This window comes from Comamonas sediminis (assembly GCF_041107495.1).
Lineage (GTDB): Bacteria > Pseudomonadota > Gammaproteobacteria > Burkholderiales > Burkholderiaceae_C > Comamonas > Comamonas sediminis.
Window position 1 is genome coordinate 1 of the sequence record NZ_JBGBDC010000004.1, and the last position, 22,834, is coordinate 22,834.

The 22,834-nt window shown below is 66.5% G+C and carries 17 protein-coding genes and 1 tRNA gene; 12 read left to right on the forward strand and 6 right to left on the reverse strand.

Annotation, left to right across the window (positions count from 1 at the left end; all coding sequences use genetic code 11):
• Together AB7A72_RS10125 and AB7A72_RS10130 are read right to left on the reverse strand one after the other, a co-directional pair.
• Positions 1-73, reverse strand: a tRNA-Asn gene (locus AB7A72_RS10125).
• A 101-nt stretch (positions 74-174) separates the two neighbouring features.
• Positions 175-618, reverse strand: coding sequence for a YbaN family protein (locus AB7A72_RS10130; protein WP_369459833.1), 444 nt, complete (start codon positions 616-618; stop codon positions 175-177).
• Positions 619-745: 127 nt separating this feature from the next.
• On the opposite strand from AB7A72_RS10130, the gene def reads away from it, so the two are divergent.
• Positions 746-1,285: a peptide deformylase gene (gene def / locus AB7A72_RS10135; protein ID WP_312527123.1), complete on the forward strand. Its 540-nt coding sequence runs from the start codon at positions 746-748 to the stop codon at positions 1,283-1,285.
• Positions 1,286-1,297: 12 nt separating this feature from the next.
• Here def and AB7A72_RS10140 read toward each other — a convergent pair whose 3' ends face one another.
• On the reverse strand, positions 1,298-3,916 hold the full coding sequence (locus tag AB7A72_RS10140) for a [protein-PII] uridylyltransferase (protein ID WP_369459834.1): 2,619 nt from the start codon (positions 3,914-3,916) through the stop codon (positions 1,298-1,300).
• A 209-nt stretch (positions 3,917-4,125) separates the two neighbouring features.
• On the reverse strand, positions 4,126-4,941 hold the full coding sequence (gene map / locus AB7A72_RS10145) for a type I methionyl aminopeptidase (RefSeq protein WP_239808748.1): 816 nt from the start codon (positions 4,939-4,941) through the stop codon (positions 4,126-4,128).
• A gap of 182 nt (positions 4,942-5,123) precedes the next feature.
• Here map and purL point away from each other — a divergent pair, with 182 nt between their 5' ends.
• Positions 5,124-9,134, forward strand: coding sequence for a phosphoribosylformylglycinamidine synthase (gene purL, locus AB7A72_RS10150; RefSeq protein WP_369459835.1), 4,011 nt, complete (start codon positions 5,124-5,126; stop codon positions 9,132-9,134).
• A 67-nt stretch (positions 9,135-9,201) separates the two neighbouring features.
• On the opposite strand, the gene AB7A72_RS10155 is transcribed toward purL, so the two are convergent.
• Together AB7A72_RS10155 and AB7A72_RS10160 are read right to left on the reverse strand one after the other, a co-directional pair.
• Positions 9,202-9,903, reverse strand: coding sequence for a glutathione S-transferase family protein (locus AB7A72_RS10155; protein ID WP_369459836.1), 702 nt, complete (start codon positions 9,901-9,903; stop codon positions 9,202-9,204).
• Between the two features lie 3 nt (positions 9,904-9,906).
• Positions 9,907-10,695, reverse strand: a complete 789-nt coding sequence (locus AB7A72_RS10160) for an SDR family NAD(P)-dependent oxidoreductase (RefSeq protein ID WP_369459837.1) — start codon at positions 10,693-10,695, stop codon at positions 9,907-9,909.
• A 337-nt stretch (positions 10,696-11,032) separates the two neighbouring features.
• Here AB7A72_RS10160 and AB7A72_RS10165 point away from each other — a divergent pair, with 337 nt between their 5' ends.
• The 10 genes from AB7A72_RS10165 to AB7A72_RS10210 all read left to right on the forward strand — a co-directional run bounded on the left by AB7A72_RS10165 (position 11,033) and on the right by AB7A72_RS10210 (position 22,832).
• A complete protein-coding gene (locus AB7A72_RS10165) occupies positions 11,033-11,608 on the forward strand; it encodes a sigma-70 family RNA polymerase sigma factor (protein WP_239808744.1) in 576 nt (191 codons plus the stop codon).
• An 18-nt stretch (positions 11,609-11,626) separates the two neighbouring features.
• Positions 11,627-12,427 carry an anti-sigma factor gene (locus AB7A72_RS10170; RefSeq protein WP_369459838.1) on the forward strand — a complete coding sequence of 267 codons (801 nt, stop codon included), beginning with the start codon at positions 11,627-11,629 and terminating at the stop codon, positions 12,425-12,427.
• Between the two features lie 218 nt (positions 12,428-12,645).
• Positions 12,646-13,959 carry a sigma-70 family RNA polymerase sigma factor gene (locus AB7A72_RS10175; protein ID WP_312527115.1) on the forward strand — a complete coding sequence of 438 codons (1,314 nt, stop codon included), beginning with the start codon at positions 12,646-12,648 and terminating at the stop codon, positions 13,957-13,959.
• A gap of 126 nt (positions 13,960-14,085) precedes the next feature.
• The gene (locus AB7A72_RS10180) at positions 14,086-16,431 is read left to right on the forward strand and encodes a TonB-dependent siderophore receptor (RefSeq protein WP_369459839.1); all 2,346 of its coding nucleotides are present in this window, start codon (positions 14,086-14,088) and stop codon (positions 16,429-16,431) included.
• A 120-nt stretch (positions 16,432-16,551) separates the two neighbouring features.
• Complete coding sequence (locus tag AB7A72_RS10185) at positions 16,552-17,277, forward strand: cobalt ABC transporter substrate-binding protein (RefSeq protein WP_407064976.1); 726 nt, start codon at positions 16,552-16,554, stop codon at positions 17,275-17,277.
• Positions 17,274-17,600: a DUF3649 domain-containing protein gene (locus AB7A72_RS10190; protein ID WP_239808739.1), complete on the forward strand. Its 327-nt coding sequence runs from the start codon at positions 17,274-17,276 to the stop codon at positions 17,598-17,600. Before AB7A72_RS10185 ends, AB7A72_RS10190 begins: the two co-directional genes overlap by 4 nt.
• Positions 17,597-19,303, forward strand: a complete 1,707-nt coding sequence (locus AB7A72_RS10195) for a PepSY-associated TM helix domain-containing protein (RefSeq protein WP_369459840.1) — start codon at positions 17,597-17,599, stop codon at positions 19,301-19,303. The genes AB7A72_RS10190 and AB7A72_RS10195 overlap by 4 nt, the downstream gene beginning before the upstream one ends.
• Positions 19,300-19,587, forward strand: coding sequence for a DUF3325 domain-containing protein (locus AB7A72_RS10200; RefSeq protein WP_369459841.1), 288 nt, complete (start codon positions 19,300-19,302; stop codon positions 19,585-19,587). The genes AB7A72_RS10195 and AB7A72_RS10200 overlap by 4 nt, the downstream gene beginning before the upstream one ends.
• A 126-nt stretch (positions 19,588-19,713) precedes the next feature.
• Positions 19,714-21,126, forward strand: a complete 1,413-nt coding sequence (locus AB7A72_RS10205; RefSeq protein ID WP_369459842.1) for an SWIM zinc finger family protein — start codon at positions 19,714-19,716, stop codon at positions 21,124-21,126.
• Positions 21,123-22,832, forward strand: a complete 1,710-nt coding sequence (locus tag AB7A72_RS10210) for a DUF5691 domain-containing protein (protein WP_369459843.1) — start codon at positions 21,123-21,125, stop codon at positions 22,830-22,832. The genes AB7A72_RS10205 and AB7A72_RS10210 overlap by 4 nt, the downstream gene beginning before the upstream one ends.
• Positions 22,833-22,834: the final 2 nt, after the last annotated feature.

Below are 22,834 nucleotides of genomic sequence, written 5' to 3' on the forward strand. Positions count from 1 at the left end.
CTCCTCAACCTGGGCTCGAACCAGGGACCTACGGATTAACAGTCCGGCGCTCTACCAACTGAGCTATTGAGGAACAAGACTGCGATTATAGAACGAATTTTTGACCCGAAAAACGGACCAGGTCATTTTTTGCCGCCGGGGTCCATACGCGAGGCTGTCCGCCAGGCCGAACGCTCAGCGGGGTGCGGGCGGTTCGGGCCGGCACCATAGCCAGGCCAGCACGCAGGCCATGCAGCTGATCGACAACAGCTTGGCCCAGCCGGGCGCTGGCACCAGCAGCATGATGACTGCACACACCGCCATCGTGATGCTGGCGCTCCACTTGGCCTTGCGGCTGACAAAGCCGCCTGCCGCCCAGTTGCGCAGCATGCCGCCAAACAGGCGGTGGCGCCACAGCCAGCCATGCAGCCGCGCCGAGCTGCGCGCGGCGCAGGCCCCGGCCATCAGGATGAAGACCGTCGTGGGCAGGCCCGGCACAAAGATGCCGATGATGCCCATTGCGAGGCAGGCCACCGCAGCCAGCAGCAGCAGCCAGCGCAGCACCGGGCTGCGGATGGGGCAGTAGGCCGGTGTCTGCGCTTCCTGCAGCGCAGGGGAGGAGGCTCCGGGCTCGTTCATGGTTATGCATTGTGCATCGCGCCGCATAACAGTGTCTTGATGCTGGGCAAGCCAGGCATTCTGAATCGCGCTGCTTTGGGTGGCAAAAGGCGCCAGACCGCATGCCCTGCTGCGCTACCATCCCGGTATGGCGATCTATCCAATCCTGAAAATGGGCGATGCCCGTTTGCTGCGCACTGCGCAGCCCGTGACCGAGTTTGACACCGACGCGCTGCACCAGCTGGTGCAGGACCTGCTCGACACCATGCGCGATGCCAATGGCGCGGGCTTGGCGGCGCCGCAGATCGGCGTGGATCTGCAGGTGGTGTTCTTCGGCTCGCCCGATCGCAACCCGCGCTACCCGGATCGTCCGCTGGTGCCGCCCACGGTGCTGGTCAACCCGGTGATCACGCCGTTGTCGGACGAGGAAGAGGATGACTGGGAAGGTTGTCTGTCGGTGCCGGGCCTGCGCGGCATGGTGCCGCGCTGGCGCAAGATCCGTTACACCGGTTTCGACCAGTATGGCGATCCGATCGACCGCGTGGCCGAAGGCTTCCATGCCCGGGTGGTACAGCATGAATGCGACCACCTCTGGGGCAAGCTCTACCCGATGCGGGTGCGCGATTTCAGCCAGTTCGGCTTCACCGAAGTGCTGTTCCCCGGCATCAGCGCGGCTGAGGACGACTGAGCCGGACCCGCGTCAACCGGCGGCGCCGCTGCCGGTCGCGGCCAGCGCCCACAGCAGCTCGGTCTCGATCGCGATCTGGCTCACATTGTTCTGCAGCTCCGGGCCCTGCAGCAAAAAGCTGTCTTCCACCCGCTCGCCCAAGGTGCTGATCTTGGCCAGCTCCACGCTCAGCTGGTGGCGGGCAAGGATGCGCGCTACCGTGTAGAGCAGGCCTGCGCGGTCTGCCGCTGAAATGGACAGCAGCCAGCGCTGGCCCTTGTCATCGGGGCGCAGCAGCACGCGCGGCGCCACCGGAAAGCTCTTGACCCGGCGCGATACCCGGCGCTGCGCCGGCTCGGGCAGTGGCTGGGCGGCCACCAGCACGCGCGTCAGCTCGCTCTCGACCAAGTTGATCAACTCGCGGTAGCTTTGCGGAGCATCGGTGGCCACCACCTGGAAGGTATCGAGCGCATAGCGGTTGAGGGCGGTATGCACCCTCGCGTCCAGGATCGAGAAACCCGCCTGGTCAAAATAGCTGCAGATGCGGGCAAACAGATCGGGCTGGTCGGGCGCATACACCATCACCTGCAGGCCCTCGCCGGCCAGCGACTGGCGGGCGCGCACCAACGTGGCCTTGCTGCCCACCGACCGGGACAGGTGGCGCGTGTGCCAGGCAATGTCGGCGGCCTCATGGCGCAGAAAATAGTCCAGGCCCAAGGTGTCCCACAGCGCTTTTTGCGATTCATGCGGCTGGGCCGACAGCGCCAGCAGCACCAAGGCCTCGCGCTTGCGGATTTCCACCTGGGCAGCCACATCGGGCGCCCGCCCGCCCAGCACGCGCAAGGTGGCGCGGTACAGGTCTTCGAGCAGCTTGCCTTTCCAGGCATTCCAGACCTTGGGGCTGGTGCCGCGGATATCCGCCACCGTGAGCAGGTAGAGGGCGGTGAGTCTGCGCTCATTGCCCATGCGCTGGGCAAAGGCGGTGATCACCTCGGGGTCCGACGTGTCCTGCTTTTGCGCGACCTGGCTCATCGTCAGGTGCTCGCGCACCAGAAACTCGACCAGCTGCCGGTCGTCCTTGGCAATCTGGTGGTCGCGGCAAAAGCGCTTGACCTCCAGCGCACCGATCTCCGAATGGTCACCGCCCCGGCCCTTGCCGATATCGTGGAAGAGGGCGGCGAGGTACAGAATCCAGGGCTTGTCCCAGCCTGCGGCCAGCTGCGAGCAGAACGGGTACTCGTGCGCATGCTCGGCCATGAAGAAGCGCCGCACATTGCGCAGCACCATCAGGATGTGCTGGTCCACCGTGTAGACATGGAACAGGTCATGCTGCATCTGGCCGACGATGCGGCGGAACGGCCAGAGGTAGCGGCCCAGCACCGAGGTCTGGTTGAGCAGCCGCATCGCATGGGTGATGCCATGGGGCTGCTGCAGGATCTGCATGAAGGTGGCGCGGTTGACCGGGTCGCGCCGGAACTGCGCATCCATCAGCTGGCGTGCATGGTAGAGCGCGCGGAAGGTGCGGGCCGACAGGTCCTTCAGGCCCGGCTCGGTCTCGTAGAGCAAGAAAGTGCGCAAGATCGCATGCGGGTTGCGCTGGTAGACCTCGTCGTCGGCCACCTCGATGAGGCCGGCCTTGTCGTAGAACTCGTCATCGATGCGGCGCAGGGTGTGGTTGCCCGGGTGCAGGCGCTCGTCCATGTTCAGCATCAGGATCTGTGTGAGCTGGGCCACGGCCTTGGCGGCCCAGTAGTAGCGCTTCATCAGCTCCTCGCTGGCGCGCTTGGGAAAGCGTTGGCCGGCAGGGGTCACCGTCTTGAAACCAAAGGACTCGGCCACCGGCGTTTGCAGGTCGAAGACCAGCCGGTCCTCGCGGCGCCTCGCCACAATGTGCAACCGCGCGCGGATGAGGCAAATCAGGTCCTCGTTGCGCTGCAGGTTGCGCACCTCGTAGACGGTCGCCAGGCCCTTGTCGGCGAGCTCCTTCCAGCGGCTGCCTAGGCCCGTGGCGCGGCCCAGCCACAGGATCAGCTGCAGATCGCGCAGGCCGCCGGGCGATTCCTTGCAATTGGGCTCGAGCGCATAGACGGTGTTTTCGTATTTGTTGTGGCGCTGCTGCATCTCCAGCACCTTGGCCACGACAAAGGCATCGGGCTGGATGGACTGGGCCAGCGCTGCCTGGAACAGGTGGTAGAGGCGTGGCGAGCCGATGATGCGGCGCGACTCCAGCAGCGCCGTCTGCACCGTCACATCGGCCTGGGCCTCGCTGGTGCACTGGCTGAGGGTGCGCACGCTCGAGCCGATCTCCAGCCCCGCATCCCAGCAGGAGCCGATGAACTGCTCGATCGCGCTGCGCAATTCGCTGTCCTGCTCGGGGTCCGTGCCCTCGGGCAGCAGCAGCAGCACATCGATATCGGAATACGGGAAGAGCTTGCCCCGGCCAAAACCGCCCACCCCTACCAGGTTCAGGCGGCCGGGCAGGCCGGCCAGATGCCACAGCTCACGCAGCAAACCATCGGCCAGCTGCGACAGCTTGCGCAACTGCGTCTGTATGCCCCGGGTGCTGCTGCCCCCGGCCATGATGTCGTCAAACAGGGCGCTGCGTTGGGCCTGGTACTGCTCGCGCAGCTGCGGAATGCGAGGATCGTTCATGGTGCTCTATTCTGCTGTCGCTGGCAGTGTGCCATAGCATTCAACAGCGGATGCGAATAAGCACATTCCATGCCACGGCGCACCAAATGAGGGCGTGGCGGGGATCGGCCACCCGAAAAGACAAAGGCGGCACGCTTGTCGCGATGCCGCCTTGGGTACCGGGACCGCCGCCGGCCCGGTGCAGAGGGGTGGGCCGTATCAGCGCGCCATCAGCACTTGATCGTGGTCACAAAGCTTGGCGGCGTGGGCGAGCCTTCCGACCAGGTCAGCACTTCATAGCCGGTGTCGGTCACCAGCACTTCGACTTCCCATTGGGCCGACAGGCTGTGGTCCTTGGTGATGACGGTCCAGCCGTCATTGCCCAGGTCCTTGATGTCCTTCTTGCCCAGGTTGAGCATCGGCTCGATCGTGAAGATCATGCCGGTCTTGAGTTCCACCCCGGTGCCCGGGCGGCCATAGTGCAGCACCTGGGGCTCGTCGTGGAACACCTTGCCGATGCCGTGGCCGCAGTACTCGCGCACGACCGACAGGCCATGGCCTTCGGCGAACTTCTGGATCGCATGGCCGATATCGCCCAGATGGGCGCCATTCTTGACCTGCACGATGCCATGCCACATCGCTTCAAAGGTCAGCTGGCACAGGCGCTTGCCGGCAATCGTGCCTTCGCCGATCACGAACATGCGGCTGTTGTCGCCGAAGTAGCCTTCGGGCGTGATGATGGTCACGTCCACATTGACGACATCGCCCTTCTTGAGCGGCTTGTCATTGGGAATGCCGTGGCAGACCACATGGTTGACCGAGGTGCAGACATAGGCCGGGTAGGGCGTCATGCCCGGAGGCTGGTAGCCCAGGCAGGCCGATTTGGTGCCCTGCTTTTCCATGGCCTCGGCGCACAGCAGATCGATCTGCTTGGTCGTGATGCCCGGTTGGATGTGGGGGGTGATGTAGTCCAGGACCTCCGAGGCCAGACGGCCTGCGATCCGCATCTGCGCAATATCTTCTTCGGTATTGATTTTGATGGTCATAGCCCATGATTATCCCACCGCCGCCATTGGCCTGTTGTCCATGCGGCTACGTGTCCTGGCGGGGCACAGTAGAATCCCGGGTTATCCCGCCCTTGTCATGGTGCTGCCACGGTCCACCCGTCGCAGTGGGCAAGGCGCATGCGTGCTTTCTTCCCATCCTCCTAGTCCACATAGGCTGCCACGTGACACTGCACCTGACTCAGCTACCAGGCGGCAACGCCCTCAGCTCCTTCCGCGCCCAACAACTGCAGACCGCATTGACGGCGATCCATCCAAAGATAACGGGCATTGCTGCCCGTTTTGTGCATCTGGTCGCCACCGAGCAGCCGCTGGCCGGCGCGCAGGCCGAGCGCGTCGCAGCCCTGCTGACCTATGGTGACCCCTATGAAGGCGGCAGCGACGGCCAGGCCTTCATCGTCACGCCGCGCATGGGCACGATCTCGCCCTGGGCCTCCAAGGCCACCGACATCGCCCGCAACTGCGGCCTGGCGGTGTTCCGCATCGAGCGCCTGACCGAGTACCGCATCGAGCTCAAGGCCGGCCTGCTGGGCGGCAAGCCCGAGCTGAGCGCCGAGCAGACCGCGCAGATCGCTGCGCTGCTGCACGACCGCATGACCGAGTCGGTGTTTGGCACCCGTGCCGAGGCCGAGCAGCTGTTCTCCGCACTGCAAGCGCAGCCGATGGAGTTTGTCGATGTGCTGGGCGGCGGCCGCAGCGCGCTGGAGAAAGCCAACAAGCAATGGGGCCTGGCACTGGCCGAGGACGAGATCGAGTACCTGGAAAACGCCTTCAAGGGCCTGGCGCGCAACCCCAGCGATGTCGAGCTGATGATGTTTGCCCAGGCGAACTCCGAGCACTGCCGCCACAAGATCTTCAATGCCCACTTCACCATCGACGGGGTGGCGCAGGACAAGAGCCTGTTCGGCATGATCCGCCATACCGAGGCGGTATCGCCCCAGCACACCGTGGTGGCGTATTCGGACAATGCCGCCATCATGGAAGGCCACCAGGTCGAGCGCTTTGTGGCACCGTTCAACATCCAGGCCGATGCCGTGACGGCGCCCAGCTACCAAAAGCAGGCGGCCACCAGCCATGTGCTGATGAAGGTCGAGACCCACAACCACCCGACGGCCATCTCGCCTTTCCCCGGTGCCTCCACCGGCGCGGGCGGTGAGATCCGTGACGAAGGCGCAACCGGCCGGGGCTCCAAGCCCAAGGCCGGCCTGACCGGCTTCACCGTCTCCAAGCTCTGGGGCAGCGAGGTTGGCAAGCCTGAGCACATCGCCAGCCCGCTGCAGATCATGATCGAAGGCCCGCTGGGCGGCGCCGCATTCAACAACGAATTCGGCCGTCCCAACCTGACCGGCTACTTCCGCGAGTACGAGCAGCAAGTCGGTGATATCACCCGTGGCTACCACAAGCCCATCATGATCGCCGGTGGCCTGGGCGTGATCGATGCCGAGCAGACCCGGAAGATCCTGTTCCCCGCCGGCACCTTGCTGATCCAGCTGGGCGGCCCGGGCATGCGCATCGGCATGGGCGGCGGTGCGGCCAGCTCGATGGCCAGTGGCACGAATGCAGCCGAGCTGGATTTTGACTCGGTGCAGCGTGGCAACCCCGAGATCGAGCGCCGTGCGCAAGAGGTCATCAACCACTGCTGGCAGCAGGGCGCGGCCAACCCCATCCTGGCGATCCACGACGTGGGCGCCGGTGGCCTGTCCAACGCCTTCCCCGAGCTGACCAATGACGCCGGCCGTGGCGCCCGCTTTGACCTGCGCAAGGTCAACCTTGAAGAATCGGGCCTGGCGCCCAAGGAAATCTGGTCCAACGAAAGCCAGGAACGCTATGTGATGGCGATTGCGCCCGAGTCGCTGGCACAGTTCACCGCCTTTTGCGAGCGCGAGCGCTGCCCGTTTGCCGTCATCGGCACCGCCACCGAAGAGCGCCAGCTGGTGCTCGAAGACCCGGCTGCGACTGCGGACGACCAGAAATTCCCGGTCGATATGCCGATGGATGTGCTGTTGGGCAAGCCGCCCAAGATGCACAAGGATGTGCAGACCGTGGCGCGCAGCCTGCCCGCCATCGACCTGACCGGCGTGCCGCTGGAAAAGGCCGTGATCGATGTGCTGGCCCACCCCACGGTGGCCTCCAAGCGCTTCCTGGTCACCATTGGCGACCGCGCTGTGGGCGGCCTGACCCACCGCGACCAGATGGTGGGCCCCTGGCAGGTGCCGGTGGCCGACGTGGCCGTGACCCTGGCCGATTTCCAGGGCTTCAAGGGTGAAGCGATGGCCATGGGCGAGCGCACCCCGCTGGCAGCGATCAATGCACCTGCCTCGGGCCGCATGGCGGTTGCTGAAGCCATCACCAATATGCTGGCCGCGCCGATTGCGCTGTCCAAGGTGAAGATGTCGGCCAACTGGATGGCCGCTTGCGGCGAGCCCGGTGAAGACGCGGATCTGTACGCCACCGTCAAGGCCGTCGGCATGGAGCTGTGCCCGCAGCTGAACATCTCCATCCCCGTGGGCAAGGACAGCCTGTCGATGCGCACGCAGTGGAGCGAAGGCGGCGAGACCAAGAAGGTCACCTCGCCGGTCAGCCTGATCATCACCGGCTTTGCCTCGATCGATGATGTGCGCAGCACGCTCACGCCCCAGCTGGATGCCAGCGAGCCTGACACCACCTTGGTGCTGGTCGATCTCTCGCGCGGCAAGATGCGCATGGGCGGCTCCATCCTGGGCCAGGTGCTGGGCCAAAGCGGCAACGAGACCCCCGACCTGGACGACGCCAAGGACCTGATCGCACTGGTCGATGCCGTCAACGCGCTGCGCGCCCAGGGCAAGATCCTCGCCTACCACGACAAGGGCGACGGCGGCCTGCTGGCCACCGTGGCCGAAATGGCCTTTGCGGGCCATGTCGGTGTGGCATTGAATGTGGACATGCTGATCACCGAAGGCGATGGCATCTCCGACAGCCGCATGGACAGCGGCGAAGGCAAGAACTGGGGCGCCCAGGTATCGGGCCGCCGCGAGGACCTGACCCTGCGCGCGCTGTTCAACGAAGAGCTGGGTGTCGTGCTCCAGGTCAAGACCAGCGACAGCGCCGAGGTGCTGGAGACCCTGCGCGCGCATGGCCTGTCCACCTGCAGCCACATCGTGGGCAAGACCCGTCCGGCCTCGTCCAGCATGGACATGGGCAAGGGCGAGCTGCAAGTCTGGCGCGATGCCAAGAAGGTGTTTGGCGCCAGCCTGAGCGATCTGCACCAGGTCTGGGATGCCGTGAGCTGGAAGATTGCCCAGCAGCGTGACAACCCCGCCTGCGCCGACAGCGAGCACGCCTTGGTCGGTGTGCCGTCCGACCCCGGCATGCATGTGCACCTGACCTTCGATCCGCAGGAAGCGCTGTCTGCGCCTTTCGTCAATGTGGCGGCCAAGCCCCGCGTGGCGGTGCTGCGCGAGCAGGGCGTGAACTCCCACGTAGAAATGGCCTACGCCTTTGGCGAAGCCGGCTTTGAAGCGGTGGACGTGCACATGACCGACCTGCAGACCGGCCGCGCCCAGCTGCGTGACTTTGCCGGTATCGTCGCCTGCGGCGGCTTCAGCTACGGTGACACGCTGGGCGCCGGCATTGGCTGGGCCCGCTCCATCACCTTCAACGAGCCGCTGTCCGAGCAGTTCCAGGCCTTCTTCAGCCGCAAGGACACCTTCGGCCTGGGCGTCTGCAATGGCTGCCAGATGTTTGCCGAGCTGGCCGACATCATCCCCGGTGCGCAAGACTGGCCGCGCTTCACGCAAAACCAGAGCAACCGCTTCGAGGCGCGTCTGTCGATGGTCGAGGTGCTGGAGTCGCCCAGCCTGTTCCTGCAAGGCATGGCCGGCTCGCGCCTGCCGATCGCGGTGGCGCACGGTGAGGGCTATGCCAACTTCCGCTTTCGCGGCAATGCCGACACGGTGATCGCCGCGATGCGCTATGTGGACAACCATGGCCAGGCCACCGAGCAGTACCCGTTCAACCCGAACGGCTCGGCCGGCGGTCTGACCGCGGTCACCACGGCCGATGGCCGCTTCACCGCGATGATGCCGCACCCCGAGCGCGTGTTCCGCAACGTGCAGATGAGCTGGACCGACGGCGACCGCTCGGCCCTCAGCCCCTGGATGCGCGTCTGGCGCAATGCCCGCCACTGGCTGGGCTGATCTGCGCAACCACCCATGACGAAGGCCCTGCACTGCAGGGCCTTTTTACAGGGCTGGTGTCGAGCGCTCAGAGCTTCATCACCACCGGGCCGCCTTTGGCAATGGCCCGCTGGTAGGCCTCGCGGGCCTGCATGCGCTGGCGGTAGGCATGCAGATGGGGCCAATCGGCTGCATTGGCGCAGCGGGCCAATGCCGCTTCCACCGCAAAGCCCATCTGGAAGTCGGCCATCGTCAGGTGTTCCCCGGCAAACCAGGGCTGGTGGGCCAGGTGGTTGTTCATATAGGCCATCGCTGCTTCCATGTGGGGGCTGATCAGCTGTTTGTACACCTGCTGGCGCAGGGTGCGCAGCACCGGTCCCACAACGGGGCGCACCAGCAGCGGCAAAGGCTTGGCCGCGATGCTGTCGAACACCAGCTGCAGCAGCAGCCAGTTCATCAGCGAGCCCTCGGCAAAGTGCATCCAGTAGCGGCACTGCAGATGCTCGGGACTGCCGCGCGGAGGCTCCAGGTAGGCCATGTCCGGGGGCGCCCAGGCGCCATAGCGCTCGGCCAGGTACTCGATGATGGCGCCGGATTCGGCGATCACCAGCCCCCGGTCGCAGAGGATGGGCGACAGGCCCAGCGGGTGGATGCGTTTGAGCGCCGGCGGTGCCAAGCGGGTCTTGGCATCGCGCGGGTAGGTTTGCAGTGCATAGGGCAGGTTCAGCTCTTCGAGCAGCCACAGCACGCGCTGCGAGCGCGAGGTTTCCAGATGGTGCAGCGTCAGCATGGTTCAGTTCCCCTGCAAGCGGCGCACCCAGGCGAACAGACTGGATGCCGGGGAGGTGAACCCTGGGCGCCAGCTCAGCCTGGAGCGCCACGGCGCACCCAGCAAAAAGTGGCCGTGGGCCCAGCCTTTGAGCATGGCCTCGGCCGCCTGTGCCGGGTGCTGCCAGACCGGCAGGCTGGCGGGATGGGGTTCGGTCAACGAGGTCGCGGTCAGCGCGGGCTTGACGACGGCCAGGCTAACGCCCACACCTTGCGCCGGCAACTCCAGCTGCAAGGTCTGGGCCAGGTTGATGAGTGCCGCCTGGCTGGGTCCATAGGCCAGGTTGCCCTGCAGGCCACGCAGACCGGCGACGCTGGCCACCAGGCTGAGATGGGGTTGTCGCCCGTCGCGTGCCGCTGCCAGCAGGTGGGGGGTGACGGCCGTGATCACATGCAGCGCGCCAGTCAGATTGACCTCCCGGTGCTGCAGCATGCGGTTGAGGTCCAGATCATCGGCCCTCATCGTCTGCCGCTGGCCTGCGCAGTAGCACACCATGTCCAGGGGCCCGTCCTCCAGCAGCTGGTGTACGGCGCTGACGACGGCATCGCGGTCACTGACATCCAGCGGCAGGGGCAGACAGCCGGGGTGCTGCTCGGCGAAGGCGTCCAGCACCTCCTGCCGGCGCGCCGACACGATAATGCGGGCCCCTGCGGCATGCAGTTGCTCTGCCAGCGCCAGGCCGATGCCCGAGCTGGCGCCGATCAGCCAGACACGCAAGCCGTACCAGCGCTCGATGGGGGTGTTCAGCGGCATGGTGGCCTCCGGGCGGGCGCGCAGAGGCCCGAGGGTATGGCAACTGCGGTGGTGGCTGTTTTCATAGGGTGCTCCGTTTTCCGACCCTGTCTGGGCAAGGTCTACGTCCTTCACTACGCATCAGCAGCTAGTTTGGATTCAGGGCTGCCGATTATTTTTTTGCATCGTTTTTGCATCCAGTGGGCCGTTTGCTGCGTATAGCGGCCAGATACCTGAAAGTTTTTGGGGTGTGCGAGTACTTACCTGTGGGCGATTGCTGATCGGGCTGCGCCGCTTGGTGCTTGGCAGCAATACAACGGATGCACCGGCCACCCGGCCTTCGCCCCACAATGCTTGCATGCGCACACCTACCACTGACACTGAACTGATGCTCTTGTTAGACCGCATTGCCGCCCGCGACGAAAAAGCGCTGCGGCTGTTGTACGACGATACCGCCTCGCGGCTGTATGGCCTGGCGCTGCGCATTCTGGGCAACAAGGCCTGGGCTGAAGACGTGCTGCAGGACAGTTTTGTCGCCATCTGGCGCCATGCCGGCAGTTACCGCGATTCGCTCAGCCCGCCGCTGGCCTGGATGGGTCTGCTGGTGCGCAGCCGGGCGCTGGATTTTCTGCGCCGGCGCAAGGCCGAGCGGCTCGACCAGCATGCGGTGGTGGACGACATGGATGACCTGCCGCAGGGCGACGACGCACAAAGCCCGATGCAGTCGGTGGAAGCGAGTGAGCAGGCGACGGTCTTGCAGCAGTGCATGGAGCGCCTGCAGCAGGCCCAGCGCCAGGTGGTGAGCCTGGCCTATTTGCGAGATTTGAGCCACAGCGAGCTGGCCAGCCATTTCCAGCTGCCGCTGGGCACCGTCAAAACCTGGATGCGCCGCAGTCTGGAGCAACTGCGCAAGTGCATGGACCGCCACGTGTAGGCGCAAAGGAGCGCTCTGATGAACCTGGTACAACACCCCGAACTGCTCGACCGCCTGGCCGCCGCCTATGCGCTGGGCACCTTGCGCGCAGGCGCCCGCCGCCGCTTTGAGCAGATGGCCCGCGCGCATCCGCAGGTGCGCTCGGCCGCACTGCTGTGGCAGGGCCGCTGGTCGGCGCTGTCCGAGCTGCAGTCGCCGGTGCAGCCCGATGCCGCCGTCTGGACCCGTATCCAGAACCTGGTCGATGCCGACAAGGCTGGCTTGGCCCTTGAGCAGCAGCGCAGCGCTGCCAACGCCCGCAGCCCCAAGGCGCTGGCCTGGTGGCGTTCGCTGGCGCTGACGGGGGCCGTGGCCACCGTCGCTGCGGTAGCCATTGGCCTGTATGCGCAGCAAAGCCTGCAACGCAACACCGGCCAGCAGCTGGCCGCCTTGCAAACCGAGCTGCAAAAGACCCAGACCGCATTGCAGGCCGCCCCTCAGGTCCAGTACGTGGCCGTACTGGCCGATGGCAAGGCCCAGGCCTCGATGCTGGTGACCTTCGATGCCCGCCATGGCCGGCTGGTGCTGCAGCGCGTCGGTGGCTACCAGGAGGCCGCCGACCGGTCCCTGCAGCTGTGGGCCTTGCCGGCGCAGGGCGCGCCGCAGTCGCTCGGCGTCATGGGGGAGGGGCGGCTGGAGCAACTGCAGGCGCAGCTGGCCCAGGTGCAGGCGGTTCCGGCACTGGCGGTCAGCCTCGAGCCCAAGGGCGGCGTGCCCAGCGAAACGGGCCCCACCGGGCCGGTCTTGTTCAGCGGGGCTTTGATCAAGCGCGATTTGTAAGCAGTTTTGCCCGCCCCCACGCCCTGCAGCTGGCGCTGCAGGGCGTTTTTGGCGCTTATTCCACAGCGGAAAACTGGTGTACAGGCACCAGTACCCGCCTTCCCGGGCGGGCGATTTAAGCCCCTGTTTTAAAAGAAAATTTGTATAACAAATGAGATTTATTCTCATTCGTAATATACTAGCGCGCCTCGTCATTTTTACTGCCCGCCCGTTCCGCCATGTCCGCCCTCCCGTTGGAAGCCTTTCGCGATAGCTATCGCGAGCTGATTGCCTTTGTCGCACGCCGTACCGGCAGCCGCCAATCGGCGCAGGACATCGTGCATGACGCCTGGCTGCGCGTGGTGGAAGCGGGGCCCCTGGCGCAGAGCCCGCACCCGGCGCCGCGCGCCTACCTGTACACGGTGGCCGAGCATCTGGTGATTGACCACCTGCGCCGGGCCGCGCGCACCTCCGAGCGCTTTGACAGCCGCTTCGATGACGGCAGCGCCGGTGTGCAGGCGCTGGGCCAGGATGTGGCTGAGGCCAGCCTGCGGCGCGAAGCGCTGGCAGCCGTCGATGCCGCGATTGCCGCCTTGCCCGAGCGCTGCCGCAGCATGTTGCTGGCCGACCGGCTCGACGGCGAATCGCAGGCGTCGATTGCCGCAGCGCACGGCGTCTCGGTCAAGACGGTGGAGCGCGAGATCATGCGCGCCATGGATGCGATCGAGGCCGCTTTGCACGCATGGCGTGGTGATGGCGTTGTGCCGGCGCTGCCGCGCAAGGGGCGGCGCCGTGCGCTGTCGGCCTTGCTCGGCGTGGCAGGGTTGGGTGCCAGCGGCAGCCTGGCCTGGCGCATCTACCAAAGCCAGGTGGTGACATGGCAGATCCAGCTGGCCACGGCCACCGGCCGCCAGCTCAACCAGGCCCTGCCCGATGGCAGCAGCATTGCGCTGGATGCGCAGACCCGGCTGGAGGTGCGCTACTACGGCAACCGCCGCCATGTGCAGCTGCACGAAGGCGTGGCCTTCTTCCAGGTGGCACGCCATGCCGATGCGCCTTTCATCGTCGATGCTGGCCCGGCCCGTATCACCGTGCTGGGCACCCGGTTTGAAGTCGCAGTCGATGCCCAGGGCGGGCTGCGCGTGGCGGTTGAAGAGGGCCGGGTGCGCGTGCAGCAGCGGGGCAGCGATGGTGATCTGGCCGATGCGGGTGATGGCTGGGAGCTGACGGGCAGCCAGACCCTGGACTGGCAGCCAGGACAACCGCCCCGGCGCGATACCAGCGCGGGCGAGGTGGCGGCCTGGCGCAATGGCTGGCTGGACTTCCGCCACGAGCCGCTGGGCCTGGCGGTGCAGCGCCTGGCCCGTTATTGCGACGTGCCCCTGCAGGTGGCGCCCGATGCCGAACATATGGCGATTTTTGGCCGGGTGCGCATTGCCGATGCCCGCGCCTGGCTGCAGCTGCTGCCGCGCAGCGTGCCGGTCGTGGTGCGCGAAGAAGGCCAGGGCGCTGCGCGCCGCATCACGATTGCACGGCGCAGAGCGCAGAGTTGAGCGATGGCGTGCAAGCACTATGGGCCGCTGTCCGGCCATTCAAAAATACTTGCGCAAGCGCTGAGGGAAAACTGCGTCTCGTTCGTATTACCTCGTGTGAACCACATGAGGAAAGTACCCACTGCTATGTCGCACCCCTGCAAACGCCACCTGATGGCCCTGGCGATGGCCGCCTTGGCCGGCGCGGCCTCGGCCGCTGATTTTGATATTTCTGCCCAGCCGCTCGACAGCGCGCTGGCCCAGCTGGCCCGCCAGGCCGGGCTGCAGTTGATAGCACCTCCTGCACTGGTGCAGGGCCGCCCCGGCGCCGCCGTCAAGGGCAGCATGAGCGCGCAGGACGCCGTACGCCAGCTGCTGCGCAACACCAACCTGGTGGCGCGCATCGAGGGCACAACCTTGGTCATCGACAACGGCCAGACCGCCGGTGAAGTGGCACTGAACCCGGTGGTGGTGACGGCCCCGGCGACCCGCGCCGGCGACCGCCCCGAAGCCTATGCTGGTGGCAAGCAGGCGCGCGGCAGCCGCATTGGCATGCTGGGCGACCAGGATGTGATGGACACGCCGTTTTCCACCGTGGCCTATACCGCAGAAGCGGTGGCCGACCAGCAGGCACGCACCTTGGGTGAGGTGCTGGCCAATGACGCGTCGGTGCGCCTGACCACCGCCTCGCAGGGCTTCAGCGAAGACATCCAGGTGCGCGGCTTTGGCATCAGCGGTGGCGATGTGGGCCTCAATGGCCTCTATGGCCTGACCTCCGCCAGCCGGGTGCCGGCCGAGATTCTGGAGCGTGCCGAGCTGCTCAAGGGCCCGGGCGCGATGGTGGGCGGCATGCCGCCGGGCGGCAGCATTGGTGGCGCGATCAATGTGCAGACCAAGCGTGCAGGCGATGCGCCGCTGAACCGCGTGGGCCTGCAGTACCTGGGCCGTGCGCAGTTTGGCACCAGTGTCGATATCTCGCGCCGCTTTGGCGAAAACAAGGAGTGGGGCGTGCGCGTCAATGGCGCAGCGCGCGGTGGCGAGGCCAGCATCCGTGGTGGCGACCAGAAGCTGGGCGTGGGCGCAATCGCGGTCGACTACCGGGGCAGCAATCTGCGCTGGTCGCTCGATGCCTATGCACAGCGCGAAGAGATGGAAGATTTCCGCCCGCAGATCGGCTTCAACCCGGCGCTCACGTCGTTGCCCAAGCCGCCCAACGCGCGCAGCAACTGGTTCCCCGATACCGATCTGTCGCTGGACGACAAGGTCATCGCCTCGCGCCTGGAAGTGGATCTGAACGACCAGGTCACCGCCTTCGCTGGCATCGGCTACCGCAAGGGCAAGGCCCAGCAGATTTTCCCGACCACGACGACGTCGATGAATGCGGCTGGCGACTTCACGGTGCGCAGCAGCTTCTACGATTCCTACACCGACACCAGCAGCGCCGATGCGGGGCTGCGGGCCAAGTTCGCGACCGGCGGTGTCAAGCACTCGCTGGTGGTCAGCGCTTCCGATTTGCGCCAGGAATCCGGCAATGCCTATGTGGCCGGCCTGACCACGTCGCCATCGAACATCTACCACCCCGCGCCACTGCCACCGGTCGAGGGCGCGCGCATCGCGCCCAACAAGGCCTCCAAGGCGCACAACTACGGCATCGCGGTGACGGACACCCTGGCCCTGGCCGATGACCGCCTGCTGCTGACCCTGGGCCTGCGCCGCCAGACCGTGGACCTGCGCAACTTCAGCACCGCTACCGGCGCGCAGACCAGCAGCTACGCCAAGAGCGCGACCACGCCGCTGGTCGGCCTGGTGGTCAAGGCCAATGACCAGGTCTCCGTCTACGGCAACTACACGGCCGGTCTCTCGCGTGGTGGAACCGCGCCCAACACGGCCGTCAATGCCGGCGAGGTGTTTCCGCCATTCAAGTCCAAACAGTACGAAGCAGGTGTGAAGGTGGATTGGGGCAGCGTCATGACAACGGCCAGCCTGTTCCAGATCAGCCGCCCCAACAGCATGACCGACCCGGCCACCAACATCTACAGCTTTGATGGTGAGCAGCGCAACCGGGGCCTGGAGCTGGCCGCCTATGGGGAGCTGCAGCGCGGTCTGCGTTTGATGGGGGGCCTCACCTTCAACCGTGCCAAGGTCACCAAGGCGGCGCAGTACCAGGGCAACGATGCCTACGGCGTGCCCAAGATCAATGCCAACCTGGGCGCCGACTGGGATGTGCCCGGCGTGCAGGGCCTGTCCGTCAACGGCCGGGTGATCCGCACCGGCTCGGCCTGGGCCAGCAATGCCAACACCCTCAAGCTCTCGGGCTGGACCCGCTTGGATGTGGGCGCGCGCTACCGCACCCAGGTCAGCGGCAAGGCGGTGGTGCTGCGTGCCAATGTCGAAAACCTGACGGGCAAGAACGTCTGGTTGATCAGTGGCAACAACTACCTGACCCTGAGCGCGCCGCGTACCGTGGTGCTGTCGGCGACGGTTGATTTTTGAGAACCGGTGGGTGGTCTCCGCGCAGTTGCGTAGAGACCGCCCACCGGTTCTGGGGAGTGGGCTGCGGGAGCGCGCAAGGCGCCGGCAGCATGTTTATCAAAAAAGGAGAGAGAGCATATGTTGAAGAAATCCCTGTCTGCGCTGAGTCTGGCCGTGCTGGCCCTGTCCGCCCAGGCCCACCAGGTCTGGCTGGAGCCTGCCGGTGCCGACCAGGCCGTGGTGCTGCGCTTTGGTGAGTTTGGCGACAACCTGCGCGAAGCGTCTCCTGGCCTGCTGGACCACTTTGGCAAGCCCCAGGGCGTGCTGATCAGCGCCAACGGCGAAGAAAAGGCTGCGGCCGGCAACAAGACCGCCCATGGCTTTACCTTGCCGTTCAGCATCCAGGATGGGGTCTCCATCGTCGCTGAAGATGCCAACTACCCGCTGTCCAAGTTCAAGCGCGATGGCAAGGATGTCACCAACTGGTACCACCCTGCTGCACGCCTGGTCACCGGCTTTGCCGCGCAAAAGCCCAAGCTGGCGCTGGACCTGACCCCGACCGGCAAGGACGGCGAGTTCAAGGCGACCTTCAAGGGCCAGCCGCTGGCCAAGACCCAGGTCGCGCTGGTCACCCAATCGGGCTGGATGAAGGAAGGCCATACTGACGCGCAAGGCCTGGTGCAGTTCGACCTGCCCTGGCAAGGCCAGTATGTGGCCGAGATCAAGCACAACGACCGCACGCCCGGCGAACGCGCTGGCGAAAAGTACGACGGCGTGAGCTATGTGACGTCGGTCACCTATGTGAAGCCACAAGGCCTGGCCCCGCTGGCGGCCGGCCCGGTTGCCACGCCTAACCCGGCCAAATGACCAGCCCAGCGCTGAGCGGCGCGTTGCGCGCCGCGCTGGCCAAGGCCTGCCAGGTAGGGCCGCTGCTCTCGCGCATCGTCGCCGCCATCGGCGGCGGCTATGCGCTGGCGGCGGTGGCCAGTGTTGCCGCGCTGGCGCTGCCGATGGACAAGCCCCAGGCCGTGCTGGCTGGCACGATGGCTAGCTTTCTGGTCTACACCGGCGCGGTGGTCTGGGTGTTCGCCGTGCGCTCAGCCACCCGCGCCTGGCTGGGGCTGCTGCTGGCAGCGATACCGCTGCTGCTGGCCGCTTGGCCGGTATGGAATGGAGTGACTCCGGCATGACTGCCAACGATAAAAAACATAGCAAACCCGGTAAGCCCGCCGCACGCGGCATTCGCCAGACCATGTCCGACCTGCACATCTGGGCCGGCCTGCTGGTGGGCTGGATTCTGTATGCGATGTTTCTCACCGGTACGGTGAGCTATTTCAAGGAAGAGATTTCGCAGTGGATGCGGCCCGAGGTGGCCCACCAGGCCGCCGTGCCCGATGCCGCTGAAGTGGTCCCCCGCATCGCCGAGGAGCTGCAGCAGATGGTGCCCGGCAGCTCGCAGTGGAGCCTGGGCATGGCCGATGCGCGCAACAACGTCGTGAGTGCGTTCTGGCGCATTGCCAAGCCCGCGAAGGGCGAGCGCGGCTTTGGCAGCGCGGTGTTCGATCCGCAAACCGGCCAGAAGGTCAGCAGCCGTGAGACTGTAGGCGGCGAGTTTTTCTACCGCTTCCACTTCCAGTTCCATTACATGCCGGTGCTCTGGGCCCGCTGGCTGGCCAGTTTCTGCGCGATGTTCATGCTGGTGGCCATTGTCAGCGGTGTGATCACGCACAAGAAGATCTTTGTCGACTTCTTCACCTTCCGCTGGGGCAAGGGCCAGCGCTCCTGGCTGGATGCGCACAATGCGCTGTCGGTCTTCGGCTTGCCTTTCCACGCGATGATCACCTATACCGGCCTGGTCACCCTGATGGCGATGACCATGCCCTGGGCCAGCAGTGCCGCCTTCAAGACCCAGGCCGAGCGCCAGGCCATGCAAAGCGAGATCAGCGCCTTCGTTCCTGCCGGCAAGCCCAGCGGCCAGGCTGTGCCGCTCGCCCCGTTGGGCGATATGGTGCGCCAGGCCCAACAGCGCTGGGGCGCGGACCGCATTGGCCGCGTCACCGTCAACAACGCCGGCGACGCCTCGGCACGCGTGATCGTCACCTATGGCGATTTCGAGCGCGTGTCGATCAGCCCCAAGTACATGCTGTTCGAGGGCAGCACCGGCAAGCTGCTGGAGGTCAAGGACCAGGTGGGCGCGGCAGCCGAGACGCGTGGCGTGCTCTATGCCCTGCACCTGGGCCGCTTTGGCGATACCACCGTGCGCTGGCTCTACTTCCTCACCAGCCTGGCGGGCACGGCCATGGTGGGCACGGGCCTGGTGATGTGGACCGTCAAGCGCCGCACCAAGCTGCCCCATCCGGACAAGCCGTACTTTGGCTTCTGGCTGGTGGAGCGGCTGAACATCGCTGCAATTGCCGGCCTGAGCATCGGCATGGCCGCCATGCTCTGGGCCAACCGCCTGTTGCCGCTGGGCATGGAAAAGCGCAGCGACTGGGAGATCCACTGGTTCTTCATCCTCTGGGGGGCCAGCCTGGTCTGGGCCATGCTGCGGCCTGCCAAGCGCGCCTGGGTGGAACTGCTCTGGGCCGGTTGCGCAGCGCTGGCCTTGCTGCCGGTCGTCAATGTGCTGACCACCGACCGGCCGCTGTGGCGCAGCGCCATCGACGGTGACTGGGTGTTCACTGGGCTGGAGCTGACCTTGCTGGCGCTGGCCGCGCTGCATGGCTGGCTGGCGATCCGCACCTGGCGCCACCAACCCAAGCGCAAGCCGCAGCGCCAGGCGGCACCGCGCCCGGCTGCCAACTCCCCGGCGCCTGCCGCCCGGGATGTGGATTCCGGCGCGACGGCTGCCAGCGCGGCCATGGCGCCCGATTTGCAGGAGGCCCGGCCATGAACCACCTTGCCATTCAGCTGGTGTCGCTGCCGGCGTTTGCACTGCTGGCGCTGGCGATGGACCGCCACCAGCTCGACCTGTTGGGCCGTGAGCTGCCACCCGGCCCCACCCGGCGCCTGCGCATGGCCGGCTGGCTGGCGCTGCTCGCCTCGCTGGCCATCGCCGTCGGGCTCAAGGGCTGGTCGCTCGGCCTGGTCACCTGGTGCGGCCATATCTCGCTCAGCGCCGCAATTGTCCTTCTCACAATGGTGGCCTGGGAACGCCGCAAATCTGTAAAAAAGTGACACGCCAGGCGGGCCGGGGGCCCGTCTTGCATCATTTCGTCTTCGACCCTGCCTACAATCTCCGTTGCCGCGACTAATAAACACATATAGCGGGTAACTAACAGATTGAACGGAAGGGGAGGCGGTTTGTCACGTGTCTTAGCAACCGAAGCCGAGGTGGTGGCGCTGTCCCCGGATGCCTCTTCCACCAAGGCGGCACAAGGGTTGAAGAACCCCAGCAAATGGCCCAGCCTGGGCTGCAACGAAACGGCAGCCTGGGGCGAATGCCAGGGCAGCGGCTCCAAGCCCTACCAGACCCAGGTCGACCTGAGCGGGCCGTCGTTCAAGTGCTCTTGCCCGAGCCGCAAGTTCCCCTGCAAACATGGCCTGGCGCTGATGCTGCTGCGCGCTGCCGGCCAGGTGGCCGACAACGCCGAGCCACCCGCCTGGGTCAGCGCCTGGCTGGACAGCCGCGCTGAAAAAGCCGAGAAAAAAGAAGCCAAGGCCGCTGCCATTGCCGCAGCGCCCCCGGCCGATCCCGCGCTGCTGGCCAAGCAGCAAGCCAAACGTGACGACAAGCGCTGGGACAAGGTGGCCGCCGGCATGCAGGAGCTGCAACTGTGGATGCAGGACATGCTGCGCAACGGCCTGGCCAACCTCTCGGGCGACCAGCAGGCGCGCCAGCACTGGAACACCATGGCCGCGCGCATGGTCGATGCGCAGGCCAGCGGCATGGCCGCCCGCATCAAGGACGCCTGGGACCTGGTGGACAGCCACCCCCAATGGTCGCGTGACCTGCTGGTGCAGCTGGGCCATTGGCAACTGCTGGCCGATGCGGTGGCACGCCGCGATGCGCTGAGCGCCGATACCCGTGCCGATGTGATGGCCGCGCTGGGCTGGCCCATGGACAAGGCCGAGGTGCAGGCACGGGGCGAGGCGCTGGCCGACGACTGGTTGGTCGTGGGCCTGCGCCAGATCGAACGCGAGGGCCGCCTGCTGGAGCGCCGCGTCTGGCTGCAGGGCCAGCACAGCGGGCGCATCGCCTGGTTGCTGGATTACGCGCAGGGCGGGCGTGGTTTTGAGACCGCCTGGGTGCCGGCGCAAAGCTACCGGGGCAGCCTGCATTTCTACCCCGGACAGGCACCGCTGCGCGCCATCGCGGGGGCTGATATCGAACTGCTGGCGCCCGGCGCCGGCGCCCCGTTGGGCGAGGGCGCATGGCGCGATGCGTTGGCGCAGCTGAGCCAGCGCATTGCCGCCAATCCCTTGCAGCCGGTGCAGCCGCTGTGGTGCGGCCAGGCGCGTCTGCAGGTCAGCGCGGGCCAGTGGTATGCGGTCTGGCCGCAAGGGGACGCGGCCGCCGCGCTGGTGCCGCTGGCCGTGGGCGATGACCATGCCTGGCAGCTGCAGGCGCTCGGTGGAGGCGCGCCGATGGCGCTGTTTGGCGAATGGGAGGGCGGCCAGCCATCAGGGCGCTGGCGCCTGCTCAGTGCCTGGCAGGCCGGCGATGGCCAGGCGCCGTGGACCAACATCTGGCAGAACCGGGGTGAAGTGCTGTGAGCCATGCAAATCTTTGGGCTGCGTTGCAGCAATCGGCGCTCGTTGGCGCCGAGCGGCTGGCGCTGCCAGCCATCTTTACCCAGGGCATCGACCGCACGGCGCCCGCCAGCCAGCAGGCGCTGCAGGCGGCTTTGCTGCAACCGGCAGACAGCAAGGCGCAGCAGTTGCTGCGCGCCACCGCGGTGGCGGCGGTGCTGGAGCGGGCCGGTTGGCGCCCCGCGCAACCCGCTGCGACGGTGGTAGCTGCCGCTTTGCCACCACCGGCCGCCGAATCGCGCCCGGCGCCGCAGGGCGAGCCGCTGTTGCGGCTGCTGGGCGAGGTGCTGCAGGGCAATGCGCCCGAGCTGCTGGCGCTGGCCTTGGCCAGCCTTGATGAAGCCGGCCAGCGCCTGCCTTATGCGCTGTTGGTGGATGCGCTGCACCAAGGCCGCCAATCGGTCGAGCTGCGCCAGTGGCTGACCCCGGTGCTGGGCGAGCGCGGCCGCTGGCTGGCCGCCCAGAACCCGCAGTGGGCCTATGCGCATGGCGTGCAAGAGACGGCCGATGCCGAGCAGATCTGGCAGGAAGGCTCGCTGGAGCAGCGCGTGGCCTTGCTGCAGCAGCAGCGTGCCACGGACCCGGCAGGCGCCCGCGCGCGGCTGGAAGCCAGCCTCAAGGAGCTGGGTGCCCGCGAACGCGCACCGATGGTGCAGAGCCTGGCGCGCGGCCTGTCGGCAGACGACGAGGCCTTGCTGGAAAAGCTGCTCGGCGACCGCAGCAAGGAGGTGCGCGAATCGGCCGCCAGCCTGCTCGCGCGCCTGCCGCACAGCCCGCACAGCCAGCGCATGGGCGCCGCGCTGCAGGCCATGCTGAGCCAGGATGCCCAGGGCGAGTGGCAGATCGAGCCGCCGCAGGAAGGCCACAAGGACTGGGAGCGCGACGGCGTCACTTTGCAGCCGCCCGCCTATATCAAGGGCCATCGCGCCTGGTGGCTGCAGCAGCTGGTGGAGCTCACGCCCCTCGATTTCTGGCACCAGCAACTGAACAAGACGCCCGAGCAGCTGTGGGAATGGAGCCGGCGCAGCGACTGGAAAAGCGCGCTGCGCCAGGGCTGGATCGCGGCGTTGCGCGCCCAGCGCGATGTGCGCTGGCTGCCACTGATCCAGAGCATGGAGAGCGACTCGCGCAGCAGCGATGTGCTGCCGCTGCTGATGGCCGAGCTGAGCGCCGAAGAACGCGAAACCCAGTGGCTGGCACAGCTGCAGGCCAAGCTGGGCAAGAGCGCGTTCATCGAGGCCATCCACCGCATCGACGAGGGCATGGGCCGCACCGAGTTGCTGTCGCCTGCGATGTCCCGCTGGTTGCTCGAGGCCGTGCTCGGCACCTTGCAGTCGCGCCAGCCTGCGGGCAACTGGCACAGCTGGCAGGCAGACCATGCGATTCTTGCCTGCGCACGCCGCCTGCAGGTGGGCGACCTGGAGCGCTTTGCGCAGCTGTGGCGTGCGCCATCTGCGGCAGCGCCCGCCGAGCCCGTGGCGTCCGACGACGCTAGCGCACTGGTGGTGCCCGAAGGCAGCAGCGAGGCCGACATCGCCAAGCTCCAACAGGAGCAGCAGGCGCGCCTGGAGCGCTCACGCCTGCGCCCCTGGGATGACGAGCAGGTGCTCGCCCAACTCAACCGCATTGTCGATCTGCGCCTGGCGCTGCAAGCGGCCCGAATCGCCTGATG

Bases quoted from the DNA above. Each gene is read 5' to 3' on its own strand.
- AB7A72_RS10130 (WP_369459833.1), bottom strand. From the start codon at position 618: ATGAACGAGCCCGGAGCCTCCTCCCCTGCGCTGCAGGAAGCGCAGACA.
- def (WP_312527123.1), top strand. From the start codon at position 746: ATGGCGATCTATCCAATCCTGAAAATGGGCGATGCCCGTTTGCTGCGC.
- AB7A72_RS10140 (WP_369459834.1), bottom strand. From the start codon at position 3,916: ATGAACGATCCTCGCATTCCGCAGCTGCGCGAGCAGTACCAGGCCCAA.
- map (WP_239808748.1), bottom strand. From the start codon at position 4,941: ATGACCATCAAAATCAATACCGAAGAAGATATTGCGCAGATGCGGATC.
- AB7A72_RS10155 (WP_369459836.1), bottom strand. From the start codon at position 9,903: ATGCTGACGCTGCACCATCTGGAAACCTCGCGCTCGCAGCGCGTGCTG.
- AB7A72_RS10160 (WP_369459837.1), bottom strand. From the start codon at position 10,695: ATGCCGCTGAACACCCCCATCGAGCGCTGGTACGGCTTGCGTGTCTGG.
- AB7A72_RS10165 (WP_239808744.1), top strand. From the start codon at position 11,033: ATGCGCACACCTACCACTGACACTGAACTGATGCTCTTGTTAGACCGC.
- AB7A72_RS10170 (WP_369459838.1), top strand. From the start codon at position 11,627: ATGAACCTGGTACAACACCCCGAACTGCTCGACCGCCTGGCCGCCGCC.
- AB7A72_RS10175 (WP_312527115.1), top strand. From the start codon at position 12,646: ATGTCCGCCCTCCCGTTGGAAGCCTTTCGCGATAGCTATCGCGAGCTG.
- AB7A72_RS10180 (WP_369459839.1), top strand. From the start codon at position 14,086: ATGTCGCACCCCTGCAAACGCCACCTGATGGCCCTGGCGATGGCCGCC.
- AB7A72_RS10190 (WP_239808739.1), top strand. From the start codon at position 17,274: ATGACCAGCCCAGCGCTGAGCGGCGCGTTGCGCGCCGCGCTGGCCAAG.
- AB7A72_RS10195 (WP_369459840.1), top strand. From the start codon at position 17,597: ATGACTGCCAACGATAAAAAACATAGCAAACCCGGTAAGCCCGCCGCA.
- AB7A72_RS10200 (WP_369459841.1), top strand. From the start codon at position 19,300: ATGAACCACCTTGCCATTCAGCTGGTGTCGCTGCCGGCGTTTGCACTG.